This window comes from Polaromonas sp. DSP2-3-2b2, from assembly GCF_049895905.1.
Lineage (GTDB): Bacteria > Pseudomonadota > Gammaproteobacteria > Burkholderiales > Burkholderiaceae_C > Polaromonas.
The window spans coordinates 47,504-66,508 of sequence record NZ_JAFCTH010000021.1 but is presented as its reverse complement, the minus strand read 5'-3'; the positions used below and the strand labels follow the sequence as shown (position 1 = coordinate 66,508).

The 19,005-nt window shown below is 64.5% G+C and carries 17 protein-coding genes; 15 read left to right on the top strand and 2 right to left on the bottom strand.

The window, feature by feature from the left end:
- Positions 1-345 precede the first annotated feature (345 nt).
- From ACP7AD_RS15350 to ACP7AD_RS15290, 13 genes are all read left to right on the top strand, one after another.
- Positions 346-1,059 carry a YebC/PmpR family DNA-binding transcriptional regulator gene (locus ACP7AD_RS15350; protein ID WP_426148620.1) on the top strand — a complete coding sequence of 238 codons (714 nt, stop codon included), beginning with the start codon at positions 346-348 and terminating at the stop codon, positions 1,057-1,059.
- A gap of 24 nt (positions 1,060-1,083) precedes the next feature.
- Positions 1,084-1,671 carry a D-alanyl-D-alanine dipeptidase gene (ddpX, locus tag ACP7AD_RS15345; RefSeq protein WP_426148619.1) on the top strand — a complete coding sequence of 196 codons (588 nt, stop codon included), beginning with the start codon at positions 1,084-1,086 and terminating at the stop codon, positions 1,669-1,671.
- A gap of 9 nt (positions 1,672-1,680) precedes the next feature.
- Positions 1,681-2,205 carry a sigma-70 family RNA polymerase sigma factor gene (locus ACP7AD_RS15340; protein ID WP_426148618.1) on the top strand — a complete coding sequence of 175 codons (525 nt, stop codon included), beginning with the start codon at positions 1,681-1,683 and terminating at the stop codon, positions 2,203-2,205.
- 135 nt (positions 2,206-2,340) lie between these two features.
- Entirely contained in the window at positions 2,341-3,387 is a 1,047-nt protein-coding gene (locus ACP7AD_RS15335) for a permease (RefSeq protein WP_426148617.1), read from the top strand.
- A 57-nt stretch (positions 3,388-3,444) separates the two neighbouring features.
- Positions 3,445-3,675: a thioredoxin family protein gene (locus ACP7AD_RS15330; protein ID WP_426148616.1), complete on the top strand. Its 231-nt coding sequence runs from the start codon at positions 3,445-3,447 to the stop codon at positions 3,673-3,675.
- A 71-nt stretch (positions 3,676-3,746) separates the two neighbouring features.
- Positions 3,747-4,334 (top strand): hypothetical protein, encoded by a 588-nt coding sequence (locus ACP7AD_RS15325; protein ID WP_426148615.1) that lies wholly within the window; start codon positions 3,747-3,749, stop codon positions 4,332-4,334.
- Positions 4,335-4,429: 95 nt separating this feature from the next.
- The gene (locus ACP7AD_RS15320; protein ID WP_426148614.1) at positions 4,430-4,663 is read left to right on the top strand and encodes a DUF2789 domain-containing protein; all 234 of its coding nucleotides are present in this window, start codon (positions 4,430-4,432) and stop codon (positions 4,661-4,663) included.
- A 157-nt stretch (positions 4,664-4,820) separates the two neighbouring features.
- Entirely contained in the window at positions 4,821-5,747 is a 927-nt protein-coding gene (locus ACP7AD_RS15315) for a cation diffusion facilitator family transporter (protein ID WP_426148613.1), read from the top strand.
- A gap of 69 nt (positions 5,748-5,816) precedes the next feature.
- Positions 5,817-8,378 carry a cation-translocating P-type ATPase gene (locus ACP7AD_RS15310; RefSeq protein WP_426148612.1) on the top strand — a complete coding sequence of 854 codons (2,562 nt, stop codon included), beginning with the start codon at positions 5,817-5,819 and terminating at the stop codon, positions 8,376-8,378.
- A gap of 376 nt (positions 8,379-8,754) precedes the next feature.
- Positions 8,755-10,494: a PHA/PHB synthase family protein gene (locus ACP7AD_RS15305; protein ID WP_426148611.1), complete on the top strand. Its 1,740-nt coding sequence runs from the start codon at positions 8,755-8,757 to the stop codon at positions 10,492-10,494.
- Between the two features lie 11 nt (positions 10,495-10,505).
- Positions 10,506-11,333, top strand: a complete 828-nt coding sequence (fabI, locus tag ACP7AD_RS15300; protein WP_426148610.1) for an enoyl-ACP reductase FabI — start codon at positions 10,506-10,508, stop codon at positions 11,331-11,333.
- Positions 11,334-11,362: 29 nt separating this feature from the next.
- Positions 11,363-12,799, top strand: coding sequence for a bifunctional enoyl-CoA hydratase/phosphate acetyltransferase (locus ACP7AD_RS15295; protein WP_426148609.1), 1,437 nt, complete (start codon positions 11,363-11,365; stop codon positions 12,797-12,799).
- Positions 12,796-14,031, top strand: a complete 1,236-nt coding sequence (locus ACP7AD_RS15290) for an acetate/propionate family kinase (RefSeq protein WP_426148608.1) — start codon at positions 12,796-12,798, stop codon at positions 14,029-14,031. Before ACP7AD_RS15295 ends, ACP7AD_RS15290 begins: the two co-directional genes overlap by 4 nt.
- A 259-nt stretch (positions 14,032-14,290) precedes the next feature.
- Here the strand turns inward: ACP7AD_RS15290 and ACP7AD_RS15285 are convergent, their stop codons facing one another.
- Complete coding sequence (locus ACP7AD_RS15285) at positions 14,291-15,388, bottom strand: mechanosensitive ion channel family protein (protein ID WP_426148607.1); 1,098 nt, start codon at positions 15,386-15,388, stop codon at positions 14,291-14,293.
- Positions 15,389-15,415: 27 nt separating this feature from the next.
- Complete coding sequence (gene purT, locus ACP7AD_RS15280) at positions 15,416-16,618, bottom strand: formate-dependent phosphoribosylglycinamide formyltransferase (protein ID WP_426148606.1); 1,203 nt, start codon at positions 16,616-16,618, stop codon at positions 15,416-15,418.
- Positions 16,619-16,835: 217 nt separating this feature from the next.
- Between purT and ACP7AD_RS15275 the strand changes: the two genes are divergently transcribed.
- Positions 16,836-17,585: a polysaccharide deacetylase family protein gene (locus tag ACP7AD_RS15275; protein ID WP_426148605.1), complete on the top strand. Its 750-nt coding sequence runs from the start codon at positions 16,836-16,838 to the stop codon at positions 17,583-17,585.
- Positions 17,582-18,802 (top strand): glycosyltransferase family 4 protein, encoded by a 1,221-nt coding sequence (locus ACP7AD_RS15270; protein ID WP_426148604.1) that lies wholly within the window; start codon positions 17,582-17,584, stop codon positions 18,800-18,802. Before ACP7AD_RS15275 ends, ACP7AD_RS15270 begins: the two co-directional genes overlap by 4 nt.
- Positions 18,803-19,005: the final 203 nt, after the last annotated feature.

Sequence of the window (19,005 nt, the reverse complement as noted above, 5' to 3'; positions counted from 1 at the left end):
CATCAAAGCCTTTATCATGCCCTGCTGGCCTTGCTCAGAAACAACCCGCTTTAATCGCCTCTGCTTCCTAAGCCCCTAAAATAATAGCAGTCAACTCACGCCAGTATTGAGCAAAAGCATTTATTGGTGCCAAATCCGGCTTGAAAGCCGTGCCACCGTTCGCGCAACCGGCCGCCAGCTGCCAGCGCAGGCCCGTTCAGCGCCTGCCAGGGCACCCATCCATGGGTGTATAACCTAGTCCCCCTCGGCCATGCGCTATGCCTTGACAGGCAGTGCGCGCAGTCCCGGGCCCCCCTGAAACAACCCAGGCGCCTGAGAGCGCGACAACATCGAGGAAAACCAGTCATGGGCGCGCAATGGAAAGCAAAAGGCAAGGACTTGGCGGCAAATGCCAGGGGCCGGATTTTTGGAAAACTGTCCAAGGACATCATGATCGCGGCGCGCAACGGCGCCGACCCGGCGTCGAACGCGCGCCTGCGGCTGGTGGTCGAGCAGGCGCGCAAGCTCTCGATGCCCAAGGAAACGCTGGACCGGGCGATCAAAAAGGGTGCCGGCCTGACGGGCGAGTCGGTGCATTTCGAACACGTCATCTACGAAGGCTTTGCGCCGCACCAGGTGCCGTTGATGGTCGAATGCCTGACCGACAACGTCAACCGCACCGCGTCCGAGATGCGCGTGCTGTTTCGTAAGGGCCAGCTGGGCAGCTCCGGCTCGGTGGCGTGGGATTTCGACCATGTGGGCATGATCGAGGCCGAGCCGCTGGCCGCTGGGGCCGATCCGGAACTGGCCGCCATCGAGGCCGGCGCGCAGGACTTCGAGCCCGGCCATGAAGAAGGCACGACGCTGTTCCTGACCGACCACGCCGACCTGGACCTGGTCAGCCGCGCGCTGCCGGCGCAGGGTTTCACCGTGCTGACCGCCAAGCTCGGCTACAAGCCGAAGAACCCGGTCAACCCCGCGTCCCTGAGCGCCGGCGAACTGCACGAGGTCGAAGCTTTTCTCGCCGCCATCGACGCCAACGACGATGTGCAGAACGTGTACGTCGGACTGGCCGGCTGAGCAGGCCTTTTTTCTTCGTCCCGCATGCCCAAGCCGCCCCACCTGGTCCACATCACCGAGCAGAACCATGAGGTGCTGATCGACCTGATCTACGCCGGCGAGAACAACTTCACCGGCCAGGCGATCTATGACCATCCACTGTGCTTTTTGCATCCGCAGGCCGAGGCCGGTTTGCGCCAGGCCATTGCGGCGGCGCGGGGTTTCGGCCTTCGGCTGAAGATCCTCGACGCCTTCCGGCCGCAGGAGGCGCAGGAAGCGCTGTGGGCCGTGGCGCCCAACCCGGACTACATCGCCGACCCGAAAAAGGGCTCGAACCACACGCGCGGCGTCGCCGTGGACCTGACGCTGGTCGGCGCCGATGGCCAGCCGCTCGACATGGGAACGCCGGTGGACACCATGAGCGCGGCGTCGCACCACTTCCACGCCGGCCACTCGGCGGCCGTGCAGGTCAACCGCATGCGGCTGCTGACGGTGATGCTGGAAGCCGGCTTTGTGCACCACCCGCGCGAATGGTGGCATTACCAGTTGCCGGGCGCGGAGCGGTTCGCGCTGATCGACAGCCATGACTTCATGACCTGCCTGCACGCCGGCGGCCATGCCCATCCGGCTTGAGATCCGGCCATGGACTGCCTGAACACGGCCTGGCAAGCGCATGCGCCCGAGTTGCGCCACTGGATGCGCCGCCGCCTGAGAAACCCGCTGGAAGCCGACGACCTGCTGCAGGATGTGTTTTTGAAAGCCCTGCGCCAAGGGGATCGGTTTTGCTCGGTCCACAACGCACGGGCCTGGCTGTTCGAGGTGGCGCGCAACCTGCTCGCCGACCGCCTGCGCGTGACCCGCGAGACGATTGAGCTGCCCGAGGATTTGCCGGCGCTGGTGCCCGACATCGACACGGTGGACGAGCTGACGGCGTGTTTGCCGCGCGTGCTGTCGGAACTGAGCGCCGAGGACCGCGACGCCATCACCCGGTGCGACCTGCAGGGCATGTCGCAGGCGGAATTCGCCGTGGTCAGCGGCCTGAGCCTGAGCGCGGCCAAGTCGCGCTTGCAACGCGCCCGCCAGCGGCTGAAAACCCGCATGACGCAAGCCTGCCAGGTGCGGCTGGACGACGCGGGCCATGTGACGGACTTTGTGTTGCGTCCGTAGCGCTCTGTTTTTCATAGCTGCTTGCGCATGACCGGCATGCGCAAATGCCTGTTTTCTTATAAAAATGGCGCTGCTGGCGTAAAAAATCTTTCCGGATTTCTGCGTCTTTTGCGCAGTCCGTTCGTCTTCACAAGTATGAGCACCCTGACTTCATCCCTTCAACGCTGGCCGGCGCGCCAGCCCGCCGTTTTCTTGGTCCTTGCCGCTGCCGTCTGGTGGGGGATTTACCAGGCGCTGGCGCCTGCGTCCGAAGCGCTGGTTGCCGCGCTGCCGGTGGACCGCGCCAGCCACCTGGGCGGCGCGCTGCAGTTCTTTTTGTACGACACGCCCAAGGTGTTGATGCTGCTGACCGGCGTGGTGTTCGTCATGGGCATGGTCAACAGCTACTTCACGCCAGAGCGCACGCGCGCGCTGCTGGCCGGGCGCAGCGAAGGCGTGGCCAACGTCATGGCCGCGTCGCTGGGCATCGTCACGCCGTTTTGCTCGTGCTCGGCCGTGCCGCTGTTCATCGGCTTTGTGCAGGCCGGCGTGCCGCTGGGCGTGACGTTTTCGTTTTTGATCTCGGCGCCCATGGTCAATGAAGTCGCCTTGACGCTGCTCTTTGGCATGTTTGGCTGGAAGGTCGCGCTGCTCTACCTGGGCCTGGGCTTGAGCGTCGCCATCGTGGCGGGCTGGATCATCGGCCGCCTGAGGATGGAGGCTTACCTGGAGGACTGGGTGCGCGACATGCCTAAGACGTCAGCCCAGTTTGAAGACGCGGGCACCACGCTGGCCGACCGGATTGCAGGCGGCTTTGCAGCGGTGCGCGAGATTGTCGGCAAGGTCTGGCCCTACATCCTGGGTGGTATTGCCTTGGGTGCGCTGATCCATGGTTATGTGCCGGAAGAGTTCATGGCCAGCTTTATGGGCAAGGATGCCTGGTGGTCGGTGCCATTGGCCGTGATCATCGGGGTGCCGATGTACACCAACGCCGCTGGCGTGATCCCCATCGTGCAGGCACTGCTGGCCAAGGGCGCGGCGCTCGGCACGGTGCTGGCGTTCATGATGAGCGTGATCGCGCTGTCGCTGCCAGAAATGATCATTTTGCGCAAGGTGCTCAAGCTGCGGCTGATTGCCACCTTTGTCGCTGTCGTGGCCACGGGCATTTTGCTGGTCGGCTTTGTGTTCAACGCCGTGCTGTAGGCGCGGTTGCCCGCGCCAGATCATTCGAATTCCCTCAACATCTCGAAAGAAAAAATCATGGAAATCAAGGTACTCGGCACCGGCTGCGCCAACTGCAAGACCACGATTGCGCTGATCGAGCAAGTCGCCCAGGCGCAGGGCGTGGCGATAACGCTGGAAAAAGTCCAGGAGCTGCGCGACATCATGGGCTACGGTGTCATGTCCACGCCCGGCGTCGTCATCGACGGCAAGGTCGTTCACGCTGGCGGCGTGCCCAGCCGCGAGAAGATCGCGCAGTGGCTGAAGTGAAGCTTCAGGCGTGAGCGGTTCGCTCCGTGTGGCGTCTCGGGACACGGAAATCATCGCGTATGCTGCAATGCATGAACGACAAAATCAACCAGTTGCTGTCGCAGATGGCCGCGCTTGAAGACGAACTGCGCACGGCGGTTCACCGCCAGGAAAGCCGGGTGTTCTTCCAGGTCAAGGGCAAGCGCGTCGAGTTTGAAAAGTCGGCCCGGGACGCGCACCGCAAGCTCAAGACCGGCGTGCTGCGCTGGCTGGTCAGGGACCGGCCGCAAAACCTGCTGACCGGCCCGCTGATCTACGGCATGATCGTTCCGCTGCTGATGCTCGACGCGTGCGTGAGCTTTTACCAGTGGGTCTGCTTTCCCATCTACGGCATTGCCCGGGTGCGGCGCGGCGACTACCTGGTGTTTGACCGGCGGCACTTGGCCTACCTCAACGCCATCGAGAAATTCCACTGCACCTACTGCGAATACGGCAATGGCCTGATGGCCTACATGACCGAAATCCTGGCGCGAACCGAGCAGTATTTTTGCCCGATCAAGCACGCGCACAAGATTCTGGGCACGCACACGCGCTACCACCGTTTCCTGGAATACGGCGAGGCCGAGGCCTACGAAGCGAAGCTCGAAGAATTCCGGGTGGCGCTGGGCAAGGAAAAATGACCTGCCGGCCCCCGCTTTCCATAAAATCCGGCTGCTGCCCGCTTCGGTGCTGAATCCGGTGTTGCCAACTTTTCAAACCCTTTCCAAGGATTTTCATGGACCAACCTATTCATCCATTCAGCGAACTCTTTGCGCAACTCGGCCTGCCCGCCGACGAAGCGGCCATCGGGCAGTTCATTGCCACGCATTCGCCCCTGAGAAGCGACCTTGACCTGGCCGACGCTCCGTTCTGGACTGATTCGCAGGCGGCGTTCCTGAAGGAAGAAAAGCTTGATGACGCCGACTGGGCCGAAGTGATCGACCAGCTGAACCTGGCGCTTCGCAGCTGAGCCAGCCGGCCAGGCGCTTCGTTTCATCCGGGTTCCGGTTCGCAGCAAGGCGGGCCAGGCTCCGGCCTGCCAGCGTCATGCCCGATTCATGGCGGCGCCATGGCCTTCGTTCACCCACAGCATCGAAAGAACACGCAATGGATATCGAGCAGGCGCCATGAGCGCCGGACACGACCACGATCATGGCCACAGCCATGCGCCGAAAAACTTCAACCGCGCGTTTGCCATCGGCATTGCGCTGAACATGGCATTTGTCGCGATAGAAGCCTGGTATGGCTGGAAGATCAATTCCCTGGCGCTGCTGGCCGACGCCGGCCACAACCTGAGCGACGTGGCCGGGCTGGTGCTGGCCTGGGGCGGCGCGCTGGCCGGCCGGCTGCGGCCCGATGCGCGCCACACCTACGGCTGGCAGCGCGCGTCCATTTTGGCGGCCTTCCTCAATGCCCTGCTACTGCTGGTGGCCATGGGCTCGCTGGCCTGGGAAGCCATCGGCCGGCTGGGCACACCTGAATCTACCGAAGGCTGGACCATCATTGCCGTAGCAAGCGTCGGCATCGTGGTCAACACCGCCACGGCTCTGCTGTTCATGCGCGGGCGCCAAGGCGACCTGAACATTCGCGGCGCCTTCCTGCACATGGCGGCCGATGCGCTGGTGTCGCTGGGCGTGGTGATTGGCGGCGCGCTCTACCTGTGGCGGGGCTGGGCCTGGATCGACCCGGTGATGAGCCTGGCGATTGCGGTGGTCATTGTGCTGGGCACCTGGAACCTGTTCAAGCAGTCGCTGCACATGCTGTTTGACGGCGTGCCCGAGCAGCTGGACCTGGCCAAGGTGCGCCAGCTGCTGCTTGGCTTGAGCGGCGTGGCCGATGTGCATGACCTGCATGTCTGGGCCATGGGCACCTCGCAGACGGCGCTGACAGCGCACCTGGTGCTGTCCGGCGCCGGTGCCGACGGCGACGCGGTGCTGCACGAGGCCGAACACGAACTTCACGAACACTTCAATATCAGGCATGTCACGGTGCAGCTGGAGTCGGCGGCCTACGCCAGGCGCTGCGCGCTGCGCACGGGCGCAGGCTGCGGCTGAGCCGTCCGGTGCTGAAGTGGCCTTTTCCCGGTAGCGGCCTGACGCCGGATCATGAAAGAGTGCACAGCCATGAGTTCCAGTCCCGAGTCCCACCCGATCAGCCCAGCCTCTGGCGCGCCTGAACCGTGCGGCCTGAGCGCTGCCGAGGCCGCGCGACGGCTGGCCGCTGACGGCGCCAATTTACTGCCCGGCAGCGCGCCCAAGTCGGGCCTGGCCATCGTGCGCAAGGTCGTCATGGAGCCGATGTTTTTGATGCTGCTGGCCGCCGGCGGCATTTACCTGGCGCTGGGCGACCCGGCCGAGGCACTGTTTTTACTGGGTTTTGTGTTCGTCGTCATCGGCATCACGCTGGCGCAGGAGCGCAAGACGCAGCGGGCGCTGGAGTCGCTGCGCGAGCTGTCGGCGCCGCGCGCGCTGGTCATGCGCGATGGGCAGGAGCAGCGCATCGCGGGCGCCGGCGTGGTGCGCGGCGACGTGCTGGTGCTGCACGAGGGCGACCGCATCGCCGCCGATGCGCGGCTTTTTGATGGCCAGCTGGAGGTGGACGAGTCGCTGCTGACCGGCGAATCGGTGCCGGTGGCCAAGACGCCGGGCGCCGACTTGTTCGCGAGCACCGTGGTGACGCGCGGTGTCAGTCTGGCCGAAGTGCAGGCCACGGCCAGCGCCACCGCCATTGGCCGCATCGGCGCCGACCTGGCCAGGACCGTCGAGCCGCCATCGGCCCTGCAGCGCGCCTCGCGCCAGCTGGTGCGCCGACTGGGCACAGCTGCCCTGCTGCTGGCCGGCGCGCAGGTGCTGCTCGGCTGGTGGTGGAACGGCCGGCCGCTGCTGGAAAGCATTCTGTCGGGCATCGCGCTGGCGATGGCCATCCTGCCCGAGGAAATCCCGGTCATCCTGACGGTTTTCCTGGCGCTGGGCGCCTGGCGCATCTCCAAACAAAAGGTGCTGACCCGGCGCATGTCGGCAGTCGAGGCGCTGGGGGCCATCACCGTGCTGGCGGTGGACAAGACCGGCACGCTGACCCTGAACCGCATGGAAGTCGCCGAACTGGCGACAGCCGACGCGCGCTTCACGCCGGAACAGGCCAGCGAACTGCCCGAACCCTTCCACGGGCTGACCGAATTCGCCATGCTGGCGACGCCGGGCGACCCGTTCGACCCGATGGAAAAAGCCATCCAGCGCTTCGGCCACGGCTGGCTGACCGGCACCGAGCATGTGCATGACGGCCGCGAGCCGGAGTTTGAATACGCGCTGTCGGGCGAGATCCTGGCGATGACGCGGGTGTTCGCCAGCAGCGCGCCGGCGCAGCACCTGCTGGCCACCAAGGGCGCGCCCGAAGACGTGGCCGACCTGTGCCACTTGCCCATAGCCCGGCGCGACGCCATTCGCGCCCAGGTCGAGGCCATGGCCGAACGCGGCCTGCGGGTGCTCGGCGTGGCGCGCGGCCGCTGGACCGGCGCGCCCGCCGCGCCAGACGCTGCACCCGACTGGCCGAAAAGCCAGCACGACTTCGATTTCGAGTTCCTCGGCCTTGTCGGCCTGGCCGACCCGCCGCGCCCCGAAGTGGCGGTGGCGCTGGCCGAATGCCGGAGCGCCGGCGTACGCGTCATCATGATGACCGGCGACCACCCGGCCACCGCCCGTGCCATCGCCCGCCAGGTCGGCCTGTCGGAGCGGCCTGACGTCATCACCGGCGCCGAAATCGCCGCGCTGGACGACGCCGCGCTGCGCGAGCGCCTGCGCCACGCGGACCTGTGCGCGCGCCTGCAGCCGGCGCACAAGCTGCGCCTGGTGCAGGTGTTGCAGGCCAGCGGCGAGGTGGTGGCGATGACCGGGGACGGCGTCAACGACGCGCCCGCGCTGAAGGCCGCCGATATCGGTATCGCCATGGGCGAGCGCGGCACCGACGTGGCGCGTGAAGCCGCTGCCCTGGTGCTGCTCGACGACAGCTTTGCCCGCATCGTCGCGGCCATCCGCCAAGGCCGGCGCATCGACGACAACCTGCGCAAGGCCACGCGCTTCACCTTTGCGGTGCATGTGCCGGTCATCGCGCTGGCGCTGGTGCCGACGCTGCTGCAATGGCCGGTGCTGTTGATGCCGGTGCACATCGTGCTGCTGCAGTTGCTGATCGACCCGGCGTGCTCGGTGGTGTTTGAAGCCGACCCCGAAAGCCCCGGGCTGATGGAACGCCCGCCACGCCCGGTGTCCGATTCGCCTTTTGGCGCGGCGCCGCTGGCCTATGCGGTGCTGCAGGGCCTGGGCATCGCGGGCGTGCTGCTGGCTGGCCATGCGTGGCTGGCCGCGCAGGGCTGGAGCGCGGCGCAGGGCCGCAGCGTGGTGTTCTGCACGCTGATGATCAGCGTGATGCTGCTGATCCTGGCCAACCGGGACCAGCGCCATTCAGCCCTGCGGGGCATGACAAGTGCTAACCCCTTGCTGTGGCGCATGGCCGTCGCGATGGGCGGACTGCTGGCGGTCGTGCTGGGGCTGCCCTGGCTGCGCCGGCTGATGGGCCTGGAACTGCCCGGCCTGGCAGGTGTTGCGGCCGGGGCTGGTCTGCTGGCGCTGTGCATCCTCTGGCTGGAAGGGGTGCGGCGCGCGGGCTGGCAGCGCACAAAAGCGAGCGGCTAGGCACGGTAGCGCCATGCCCGGCCCAAGCGCCAGCAGCCTTCAGCCGGGCGCTACCATGAATCCCTGAGCTAGCGATAGCGTGGCGCCCACCAAAGCGGGCTTTCTTTGATTCACATCAACCACCCCTCAATCACTAGGCGAATAACTTGGCCTTTTCTTCAGGCTGTAAAAAATTAAGGATAAACACTGAGCTTTGCAGCCTTCAATTCATACAGCCAAGCAGTTCAGCACAGGCCGATACGGTAGCCCAGTTCACACGCCCAACCATGTCATTCCACCGCCGGCCAAACACCCTGAAACTGTTACGGCCCCGCCTTTTCAGCCCGCGCACGCTGCTTTTTTCGGAATTTCAGTTTTCTCACACGCGAGACACTCAATGAACAATCCAACGACCGAGCACCCGCCAGCAAATGCCCTTGACCAGGTGGTGCATGCCAAGCTGGCGCAGCTCACGCAGGGCATTTCGCCCGCATCCATTGCCAGCGCCTACATGGACTGGCTCGTGCATCTTGCGATTTCACCCGGCAAGCAGCAAGAGTTGATAACCAAGGCGGTGCGCAAGGCGACACGCATCGGACTGCTGGCACTGAAAAGCCCGGTCGCTCACGGCGAGCCCTGCATCGAGCCGCTGCCTCAGGACCGCCGCTTTACGGCGCCCGAGTGGCAGCAGTGGCCGTTCAACCTGATCTATCAGTCTTTTCTGCTCAACCAGCAGTGGTGGTACAACGCCACGACCGGTGTACGGGGCGTCACGGCGCACCACGAACAGATCGCGACCTTTGGCGCCAGACAGTTGCTGGACATGGTTTCGCCATCGAACTTCTTTCTGACGAACCCGGAAGTGCTGAGCGAAACGCTCAAGACCGGCGGTATCAACCTGCTGCAAGGCGTGCAAAACCAAGTGCGAGACACGATGCGGCAGGCCAGCGGGCAGCCGCTGCCCGGGACCGAGAACTTTGTGCCCGGCAAGGGCGTTGCCGTCACGCCCGGCAAGGTGGTGTTCCGCAACCACCTGATCGAGCTGATCCAGTACAGTCCAAAAACCGAAACGGTGTTTGCCGAACCGGTGCTGATCGTGCCGTCGTGGATCATGAAATACTACATTCTGGATCTCTCGCCGGGCAACTCGCTGGTCAGGTATCTGGTCGAAAACGGCCACACGGTCTTCATCATGTCATGGAAAAATCCCGATTCCAGCGACCGCAACCTTGGCATGGATGACTACCTGAAGGCCGGCGTCATGGCCGCCATCGACGCGGTGACGGCCATCGTGCCGGAGCAGAAGATTCAGGCGCTCGGGTACTGCCTGGGCGGCACGCTGCTGACCATGGCTGCGGCGTTCATGGCCCGCTCCCACGATCACCGGCTCAACACCCTGGCACTGCTGGCCTCCGAACTCGACTTCACGGAGCCGGGCGAGCTTGGCCTGTTCATCGACGAGAGCCAGCTGACCTTTCTGGACGACATGATGGCCGAGAAGGGCTACCTCGACGGCAAGCAGATGGCCGGCGCGTTCGCCCTGCTCAACTCGCGCGACCTGGTGTGGTCGCACATGGAGCACGAGTACCTGATGGGGCACAACCAGCACGTCAACGATCTGACGGCCTGGAATCTTGACGCCACGCGCATGCCCTACCGCCAGCACAGCGAATACCTGCGCCGCCTGTACCTCAGGAACGACCTGGCCAAGGGCCGCTATCTTGTCGATGACAAGCCCATCGCGCTGACGGACATCCGCGTGCCGATTTTTGCGCTGGGCACGCAGCACGACACGGTGTCGCCATGGCACTCGGTCTACAAGATCAACCTGCTCGCCGATACCGAGGTAACGTTCTGCCTGACCACCGGCGGCCACAACGTGGGCATCGTGAATCCGCCCGGCCCGGGCGTCAAGCGCAGCTATCAGCTGGCCACTCGCGCCGCCGACGACCGCTACATCGACCCCGACACCTGGATCAACATTGCGCCTGCGCACCAAGGTTCATGGTGGCCTGCGCTGGAGAACTGGCTGCAGCAGCACAGCGGCCAGCGCGTTGCACCACCGCCGGCGGGCAACCCGGCGCGCGGCTACCCGGCGCTTGCAGACGCACCCGGCCACTATGTCTTGACTCCCTGAAAGAGCACACCATGAACACGAACCCAAGCACCCACGCCACCCCCTCCGCCTTCGGCGCAAACGCAGCGCTCGCGCTGCCGATCCTGGCGGGCAAGAAAGGCCTGGTGGTGGGCATTGCCAACGACCAGAGCATTGCCTACGGCTGCGCACAGGTCATGCGGCAGCTGGGCGCCTCGCTGGCGTTGACGTACTTCAACGCCAAGGCCGAACCCTATGTGCGCCCACTGGCCGAACAGCTCGAAGCCGACATCATCGCGCCGCTCGATGTCGAGGACCCGGGCCAGCTCGAAGCGCTGTTTGCGCAGATCGAGCAGCGCTGGGGCAAACTGGACTTTGTGCTCCACGCCATCGCCTTTGCACCGGCGGCCGACCTGCACGGCCGCATCGTCGATTGCAGCGCCGAAGGCTTTGCCCGCGCCATGGATGTGTCGTGCCATTCGTTCATTCGCATGGCCAGGCTGGCCGAGCCGCTGATGAAAGACGGTGGCGCACTGGTCACGATGAGCTACTACGGCGCGCAAAAAGTGATCGAGAACTACGGAATCATGGGGCCGGTCAAGGCGGCGCTCGAAGCCTCGGTGCGCTACCTGGCCGCTGAACTCGGCCCGAGCGGCATTCGCGTGCATGCCGTGTCGCCCGGTCCGATCAAGACGCGGGCCGCCTCGGGCATCGGGGATTTCGAGAATCTGCTGGACGATGCCGCGACCCGCGCGCCTCAGCACCAGCTCGTCACCATCGGTGATGTCGGCGCGGTGACGGCCATGCTGTGCAGCGACGCAGCCCGCGCGCTGACGGGCAACGTCATCTTTGTCGATGCCGGCTATCACATCATGGGCTGAGTTGCCAGCAACACCACAAAAGGAAACCCATGGACGCGCCTTTCATTCAATCCGACTCGCCGGCCGAATTTCTTGAAAACCATCTCTTTGCCGAGATTCGCGTGGGCGACGGCGCCAGCCTGCAGCGCCAGGTGACGCAGCGCGACATCCAGCTGTTTGCCGCCGTCTCGGGCGACGTGAACCCGGCGCATGTCGATGCGCTGTATGCCCGGAGCAGCCACTTTCACGAGATCATCGCGCACGGCATGCTGGGCGGCTCGCTGATCTCGACCGTGCTGGGCACGCAGTTTCCCGGCCCGGGAACGATTTACCTCAGCCAGACGCTGAAATTTCTCAAGCCGGTGCATATTGGCGACACCCTGACCGTGACGGTTCGCGTGACCGCGCTGGAGGACGCCCATCGCCATGTGTGGCTGGAGACGCTCTGCGTCGATCAGGACGGCGATACGGTGATCAAGGGCGAAGCCCAGGTCAGCGCGCCGGCTGACAAGCTGCGCATCTTGCGCACCGACCTGCCCGAGCCGCTGATGGCCGACAAGAACCTGCGCTACGACCAGCTGCTCAACGCTGCCAAGGCCCTGCCCCGCATCAAGATGGGCGTGGTGCATCCGTGCAGCCGCGAGGCGCTCGAAGGCGCACTGGACGCCGACCGGCTGGGGCTGATCCAGGCCATCCTGATCGGACCCGAGACGCGCATCCGCAGCCTGGCGGGCGAATGCGGCTTCGACCTGAGCGGCTTTGCCATCGTCGATGTGCCGCACAGCCATGCGGCGGCCGCCAGGGCGGTCGAGCTGGCCCGCGCCGGCGAGGTCGAGGCGCTGATGAAGGGCAGCCTGCACAGCGACGAGCTGCTGGGCGCGGTGGTCAACACGCAATGCGGCCTGCGCACCGAGCGCCGCGTCAGCCATGTGTTCGTGCTCGACGTGCCGCGCTACCCCAAGCCGCTCCTGATCACCGATGCGGCGATCAACGTCGCGCCCGACTTCGATGCCAAGGTGGACATCGTGCAAAACGCCATCGACCTGGCGCACGCGCTGGGCATTGACCGGCCCAAGGTGGCGATTTTGTCGGCGGTGGAAACCGTCACGCCCAAGCTGCGCTCGTCGATGGACGCCGCCGCGCTGTCCAAGATGGCCGACCGGGGGCAGATCACCGGCGGCCTGGTCGATGGGCCGCTGGCCTTCGACAACGCCGTGTCGCTGGCCGCCGCCAAAACCAAGGGCATCCATTCGGAAGTCGCCGGCGACGCCGACATCCTGGTCGTGCCCGACCTGGAATCGGGCAACATGCTGGCCAAGCAGCTTGAATACCTGGGCGGCGCGCAAGCCGCCGGGCTGGTGATGGGCGCGAAAGTCCCGATTGTGCTGACCAGCCGCGCCGATTCGGCGCATTCGCGCATCGCCTCGTGCGCCATCGCCATGCTGCTCATTGCCCACCGGCTGCGGGCGCTGGCAGAACCGGCATGACGCAGGCGCTGCTGGTCATCAACTCGGGCTCGTCGAGCGTCAAGTTTGCCGCCTACGACGCGGCCCGGCCCGGTTTAGCCTTGCAGCGCATTGCCAACGGCAAGATCGAAGGCATCGGTAGCGTCCCCCGGCTGCTGGTGTGGGGACAGGACGGCGCCTGCCTGGAAGACCGCCGCATCGACGTGCCAGCCGACACGGTGCGCGGTCCGGAAGAAGCGTTCAGACAATTGTTTGACTGGCTGGGCCAGCATGCGGCCGGGCGCACACTGGGGGCCGTGGGCCACCGGGTGGTGCATGGCGGCGAGCGCTTTACGCGGCCCGCACGCGTCACGCCCGACATTCTGGCCCAGCTCGACGGCTTCACGCCGCTGGCGCCCCAGCACCAGCCGCACAACCTGTCGGCCATCCATGCCATCGCCAGGCTGTATCCGGACCTGCCGCAAGTGGCCTGCTTTGACACCGAGTTTCACACCACCCAGCCCTGGGTCGCCCAGGCCTATGCCCTGCCGCGCCAGATCACCCAGGCCGGCGTGCGGCGTTACGGCTTTCACGGTCTGTCCTATGAATACATCGCCAGCATGCTGCCTAGCCACCTTGGCGCGGCGGCCAATGGCCGGGTGGTGGTCGCCCACCTGGGCAATGGCGCGAGCCTGTGCGCGATGCAGGACCGGCGCAGCGTTGCATCGACCATGGGGTTCACCGCGCTCGACGGCCTGATGATGGGCACGCGTTCTGGCAGCCTGGATCCTGGCGTCGTGCTCTACCTGCTGGGCAACCTGGGCATGAGTCTTCAGGCGGTGGAAAAGCTGCTGTACGAGCAGTCAGGCCTGCTGGGCGTCTCTAGCATTTCGGGCGACATGCGCACGGTGGAGGCCAGCGATACGCCTGAGGCGCGGCAGGCCATCGACCTGTATGTGTACCGTATCTCGCAGCAACTCGGCGGCCTGGCCGCGTCGCTGGGCGGGCTGGAAGCGCTGGTGTTCACGGCCGGCATTGGCGAGAACAGCGCCAGCCTGCGGCGCCGGGTTTGCGAAGACGCGGCCTGGCTGGGCGTTGCGCTGGACGTTGATGCCAACGAAGCGCATTTGCCTGGCGCGCGCTGCATCAGCACGCCGGGCAGCCGCGTGGCGGTTTGGGTGATTCCGACCAATGAGGAGTTGATGATTGCGCGGCATACGCAGGCTGTTTTGCAGGGGCGCGGGGCGCACGACTGGCGTTCTGGCTTGGCTTGATTTCACTATTGATTTCATAGCTGTTTGCGCCTGTGGTTATTGCGTGGGAGTGCTTTTTTGCTTGATTTTTTTAGCTTGAATTTCTGGTCATGCTCTGTTGGTTGATGGGCGGCTGGGGCTTTGCTGGGTTGGGCTGGCCGGGGGTTGCCCGGCAGCAAGTAACTTTCTTTGGCGAAGCAAAGAAAAGTGAGTCGCCGCCGGGCGATTCCCGGCCAGCAAAGCCAAGCAGCGCTCACCCAGCGACCAAACAGAGAAAAATTCAAACCAACGGCTCCCCACCAGCAGGCCGAGACGCAGCCCCAGCACGCTCCCCCACCTCAGCCCGCATCAAAGGCAAATGCTCCGGCCAGTCGCGCTGCATGCAATCCACCAGCGCCTCGCGCACCTTGCAGCGCAAATCCCAGTTCAGGCTCGAATTGCTCGACGTCACCAGCACCCGCAACTGCATGCTGCGCTCGCCCGCCTCCACCACCTGCAGCAGGCACAGCCGCCGGTCCCATTCAGGCGCAGACTCGCACGCCAGCCGGGCCGCTTCGCGCAGCGGCGCCAGCGGCATGCGGTAGTCCACCCAGATGAACACCGTGCCGATGATCTGCGCGCTGTTGCGCGTCCAGTTCTGGAACGGGTTTTCAATGAACCACTGCAGCGGAATGACCATGCGCCGCTCGTCCCAGATCTTGAGCACCACGTAGGTGCCGGTGATTTCCTCGACCCGACCCCATTCGCCCTGGATGATCAGCACGTCGTCAAGGCGAAACGGCTGCGCCAGCGCAATCTGCAGACCGGCGATCAGGTTGCTGAAAATCGGCCGCGCGGCAATGCCCGCCACCAGCCCGACCACGCCGGCCGACGCCAGCAGGCTGGCGCCGATCTGGCGCGCTTCGGGAAAGGTCATCAGCATCAGGGAAATACCGGCCAGCACAATGATGAACATCGCCGTTCGCGAGAGCATGCGCGTTTGCGTGTGGATGCGGCGTGCGTTCAGGTTGTCCTCGACATTGACCGGATGCAGGCCAATGATGCCCTGCGCCACGCCACGCGCCGCGCGCAGCCCCAGCCAGGTCAGCCCGGCCAGCAGCAGCAGGACATTGACATGGCGCACCCCGGCAATCAGCGGAAAGGTATTGGGCGCGACCTGCCAGACTGCCTGCAGCGCAATCAGCGGCATTAGCAGCAGCGCGGGCGTCTGGCATTGCTGCGCCGTGCGGTTCGATATCGGCAGCGAACGCGTCAGGCGCAGCACCACTTTCGCGCTGATGCGGTGCACCAGCAAGGCCAGCAGCACGCTGACCGCCGCCGCCAGCAGCACATGCAGCGTTGAATCGTCGGCCCACGATATCAGCCTTGAAAGTGGCATGGCTTGCTGATCCTGCCTCGCCTGCTGTCAGGCAGCGCGGGGCGTGACTTTCGACGCAGCCAGCTTGGCCAGGGTGCGCGCCACCTCGACATCGTCATCGAAGGCCAGCGCCACGCCCATGCGCCGCTTGACAAAACTCTCGGGCTTGCCAAACAGGCGGATGTCGGTTTGCGGCACCCGCAGCGCCTCGGCCACGCCGTCAAACACGATGCCCGTGGCATCGACGCCACCATAAATCACGGCGCTGGCGCCCGGGCTTTTGAGCGCGGTGTTGACCGGCAGGCCCAGAATCGCCCGCGCATGCAGCTCGAACTCGTTTTGCCACTGCGTGCACAGCGTCACCATGCCGGTGTCGTGCGGACGCGGGCTGACTTCGCTGAACCAGACCTCGTCGCCCTTGACGAACAGCTCGACGCCGAACACGCCCTGGCCCCCCAGGTTGTCGGTCACGGCCCTGGCAATGGTGCGGCTTCTTTCCAGGGCCATAGGGCGCATCGGCTGCGGCTGCCAGCTTTCCACATAGTCGCCGCCGACCTGGACATGGCCGATGGGTTCGCAAAACCGCGTTTCAACGCTGCCGTCAGCGCCTACGGCACGGACGGTGAGCAGCGTGATTTCATAGTCAAAATCGATGAAGCCTTCGACGATCACCCGGCCATGGCTGACGCGCCCGCCCGCCATCGCGTGGTCCCAGGCGGCCTGCACATCGCCCGGCCCGGCAATCTTGCTCTGGCCCTTACCCGACGAGCTCATCACCGGCTTGACGACGCACGGGTAGCCGATGCTTGAATCAATCGCGGTCTGCAATTCCTCAAGCGAATCGCAAAACACAAACGGGCTGCTCGGCAGTTCCAAAGTTTCGGCGGCCAGGCGGCGGATGCCCTCGCGGTCCATCGTCAGGCGCGTAGCGCGGGCCGTGGGAACCACCCGCACCACGCCGGCCGCTTCGAGTTCTTCGAGCATCGCCGTGGCAATCGCCTCGATCTCGGGCACGACCAGGTCGGGTTTTTCGCGCTCGATCAGGGCTTTGAGCTGCGCCGGGTCGCTCATGGTGATGGTGCGCGCATGGTGCGCGACCTGCTGGCCGGGCGCGTTCTCGTAGCGGTCAACGGCGATGGTTTCCACGCCCAGGCGCTGCAGCGCGATCAGCACCTCCTTGCCCAGCTCGCCCGAACCGAGCAGCATGACTTTGGTGGCGTGGGGAGACAAAGGGGTTCCGAATGTGGTCATAGGTGGCAGCAGAATAAAAATGGAAAAACAGGCTGCGTTCAAAGCCGGATGCGCAGGCTCAGCGCGCTGACGGTTACTGTACTTCACTGACATCGCCACCGGGCAGGCACCCCTGCAAGCAGTGGCCGACGGGATGGCCTTCTACAATTGCCAGCGAGCTGCATGCGGCGCGTCTCTCTTTTTTTTTGAATCCGCCACCGTTCCCCCCTGCCCTGACATGTCGAAAACCCACACCGCCAACCGCCGGCCCATCCCCATCCTGGTGTACCACCAGATCGCCCAGGCGCCGCCAAAGGGCAGTCCTTTTCGCAGCCTGTATGTAGCGCCACAAGCTTTTGCCAGGCAAATGGCCTGGCTCAAGCTGCTGGGCTACAGGGGTTTGTCGATGAGTGCCTTGCAGCCCTACCTGCGCGGAGACAAGGAAGGAAAGGTGGTGGGCATCACCTTCGATGACGGCTACCTGAACAACCTCTCGCAGGCCCTGCCAGTTCTCGTGAAGCAGGATTTTTCGTCCACCTGCTACGTCGTGAGCGGTTTGCTGGGAAAGACCAATACATGGGACGAACACTTGGGCATCGCGCAGAGTCCGTTGATGAACGAGTCCCAGGTCCGTCAATGGATTGACGCCGGGCAAGAGGCGGGCTCGCATACGCGCCGGCACATCGATTTGACGGCCAGTGACGAGGAGGCGTGCCGCATCGAGATGAAGCTGGGAAAAACCGAGCTTGAATCCGTCGTCAGGCAGCCGATCGATCACTTTTGCTATCCCTACGGACACTACGAATCCAGGCACCGGGTCATGGCCGATGCGCTGGGGTTTGTGACCGCCACCACCACCCGGCGCAGCCGCTGCCACGCCCAAACCGATCTGTTGCAACTGCCGCGCGTCCCCGTCTTGCGCTCGACCAGCTTGCCGGTTTTCTGGCTCAAAATCGCGACAAGCTATGAAGATCGCCGCAAGAAATGACACCCCCACTTTCAAGCTCCGCCGAGCCTTCGAACAAGGGCAAAGGAAGATTGCGCATAGCGGTCCTGAACCGCACGTTTTCGGCCACGGGCGGCGGCGCGGAGCGCTACTCCATCGCGCTGGTGGAGCAGCTGGCAGCCAGGCACGAGATTCATGTGTTTGCGCAGGAAATAGATCACCAGTGGCCGGGTGTCACCTACCACCGGGTTGACGCGCCGCTGCGCAAATCCCGCTGGATCAATCAGTTGTGGTTTGCCACGCGTACATGGCTGTTGACCCGGCGCGGTTTTGATGTCGTGCATTCGCATGAAAACACCTGGCACGGCGACATTCAGACGGTGCATGTTTTGCCGGTCAAGTACAACCTCTTTCATGAGCGTACCGGCTGGCGGCGGGTTTTACGCTGGATCAAGGTGGCAAGCAGTCCGCGCCTGCTGGCCTACCTGAGCCTTGAGCACTGGCGGTATGCGACGCGTCAGGGCCGCCAGGTGGTGGTCACTTCCGAAAGTTTGCGCGCCATCATGGAGTCCAGCTATCCGGCCTGCACAGCAGCCATCGCCGTCATCACGCCGGGCATCACGATGCCGCAGCTGCCAGTCACTCCGCAGCGCAAAAATGAAGCCAGGGCGCTGCTGGGCCTGCCTTGCGCAGGGCGCTGCATACTGTTCGTGGCCAACGATTACCGGAAAAAAGGGCTACCGACCTTGCTGGAGGCGCTGGCCCGGCTTCCCGTGGATGTGGCATTGGCCGTCGTGGGCAATCCGTCACAACAGGCCGGCTTCACTGCGCAAGTGAAAGCCTTGAATCTGGAAAAGCGTGTTTTCTTCCTGGGTTCGCTGAAAAACATCGCGCCCGCCTACGAAGCAGCCGATTGTCTGGCCCATCCGACGCTTGAAGATACTTTCGCCATGGTGGTTCTCGAAGCCATGTCCCATGGCCTGGCCGTGGTCGTCAGCGGGCCCCGATACTGTGGCGTGTCGGAATTGCTGCGGCATGGCGTCAACGCTGCAATTCTTGACAATCCCAAGGATGCCGCCCAGCTTCACCAGGCGCTGGAACGCATCCTGACGCAAACAGCGGTGCAAAATGACTTGAGCCAGGCCGCGACAGCCTTTGCGGGCGACTACCAGTGGAGCGAGTTGGCCAGGAAGCAGGAATTGCTGTACTTCTCAGTGCTTGCCCAAAAAGCCCGGCCGCTACCCGATGCGGCGCATTGAACCCGGCAGATTCTGATGAAAAAACGTGATTTCCTGAGCGCATCCATGGCGGGCGCGGTGGCCGGCGCCGTGGCAATGCCCGCTTCGGTCAGGGAGGGCTGAGCGCCGGCGCGTGAAATCGACTGTTGGCCTGGAAAAGGCCAATCATGAAGAGTTTGGGACACGCATCGAACCCATGCAGGCGCCACACCCGATAGGCACAA

Coding starts and splice junctions, on each gene's coding strand:
- purT (WP_426148606.1), bottom strand. CDS start 16,618: ATGACCACATTCGGAACCCCTTTGTCTCCCCACGCCACCAAAGTCATG.
- ACP7AD_RS15290 (WP_426148608.1), top strand. CDS start 12,796: ATGACGCAGGCGCTGCTGGTCATCAACTCGGGCTCGTCGAGCGTCAAG.
- ACP7AD_RS15275 (WP_426148605.1), top strand. CDS start 16,836: ATGTCGAAAACCCACACCGCCAACCGCCGGCCCATCCCCATCCTGGTG.
- ACP7AD_RS15285 (WP_426148607.1), bottom strand. CDS start 15,388: ATGCCACTTTCAAGGCTGATATCGTGGGCCGACGATTCAACGCTGCAT.
- fabI (WP_426148610.1), top strand. CDS start 10,506: ATGAACACGAACCCAAGCACCCACGCCACCCCCTCCGCCTTCGGCGCA.
- ACP7AD_RS15305 (WP_426148611.1), top strand. CDS start 8,755: ATGAACAATCCAACGACCGAGCACCCGCCAGCAAATGCCCTTGACCAG.
- ACP7AD_RS15325 (WP_426148615.1), top strand. CDS start 3,747: ATGAACGACAAAATCAACCAGTTGCTGTCGCAGATGGCCGCGCTTGAA.
- ACP7AD_RS15310 (WP_426148612.1), top strand. CDS start 5,817: ATGAGTTCCAGTCCCGAGTCCCACCCGATCAGCCCAGCCTCTGGCGCG.
- ACP7AD_RS15270 (WP_426148604.1), top strand. CDS start 17,582: ATGACACCCCCACTTTCAAGCTCCGCCGAGCCTTCGAACAAGGGCAAA.
- ACP7AD_RS15350 (WP_426148620.1), top strand. CDS start 346: ATGGGCGCGCAATGGAAAGCAAAAGGCAAGGACTTGGCGGCAAATGCC.
- ddpX (WP_426148619.1), top strand. CDS start 1,084: ATGCCCAAGCCGCCCCACCTGGTCCACATCACCGAGCAGAACCATGAG.
- ACP7AD_RS15340 (WP_426148618.1), top strand. CDS start 1,681: ATGGACTGCCTGAACACGGCCTGGCAAGCGCATGCGCCCGAGTTGCGC.
- ACP7AD_RS15295 (WP_426148609.1), top strand. CDS start 11,363: ATGGACGCGCCTTTCATTCAATCCGACTCGCCGGCCGAATTTCTTGAA.
- ACP7AD_RS15315 (WP_426148613.1), top strand. CDS start 4,821: ATGAGCGCCGGACACGACCACGATCATGGCCACAGCCATGCGCCGAAA.
- ACP7AD_RS15335 (WP_426148617.1), top strand. CDS start 2,341: ATGAGCACCCTGACTTCATCCCTTCAACGCTGGCCGGCGCGCCAGCCC.
- ACP7AD_RS15320 (WP_426148614.1), top strand. CDS start 4,430: ATGGACCAACCTATTCATCCATTCAGCGAACTCTTTGCGCAACTCGGC.
- ACP7AD_RS15330 (WP_426148616.1), top strand. CDS start 3,445: ATGGAAATCAAGGTACTCGGCACCGGCTGCGCCAACTGCAAGACCACG.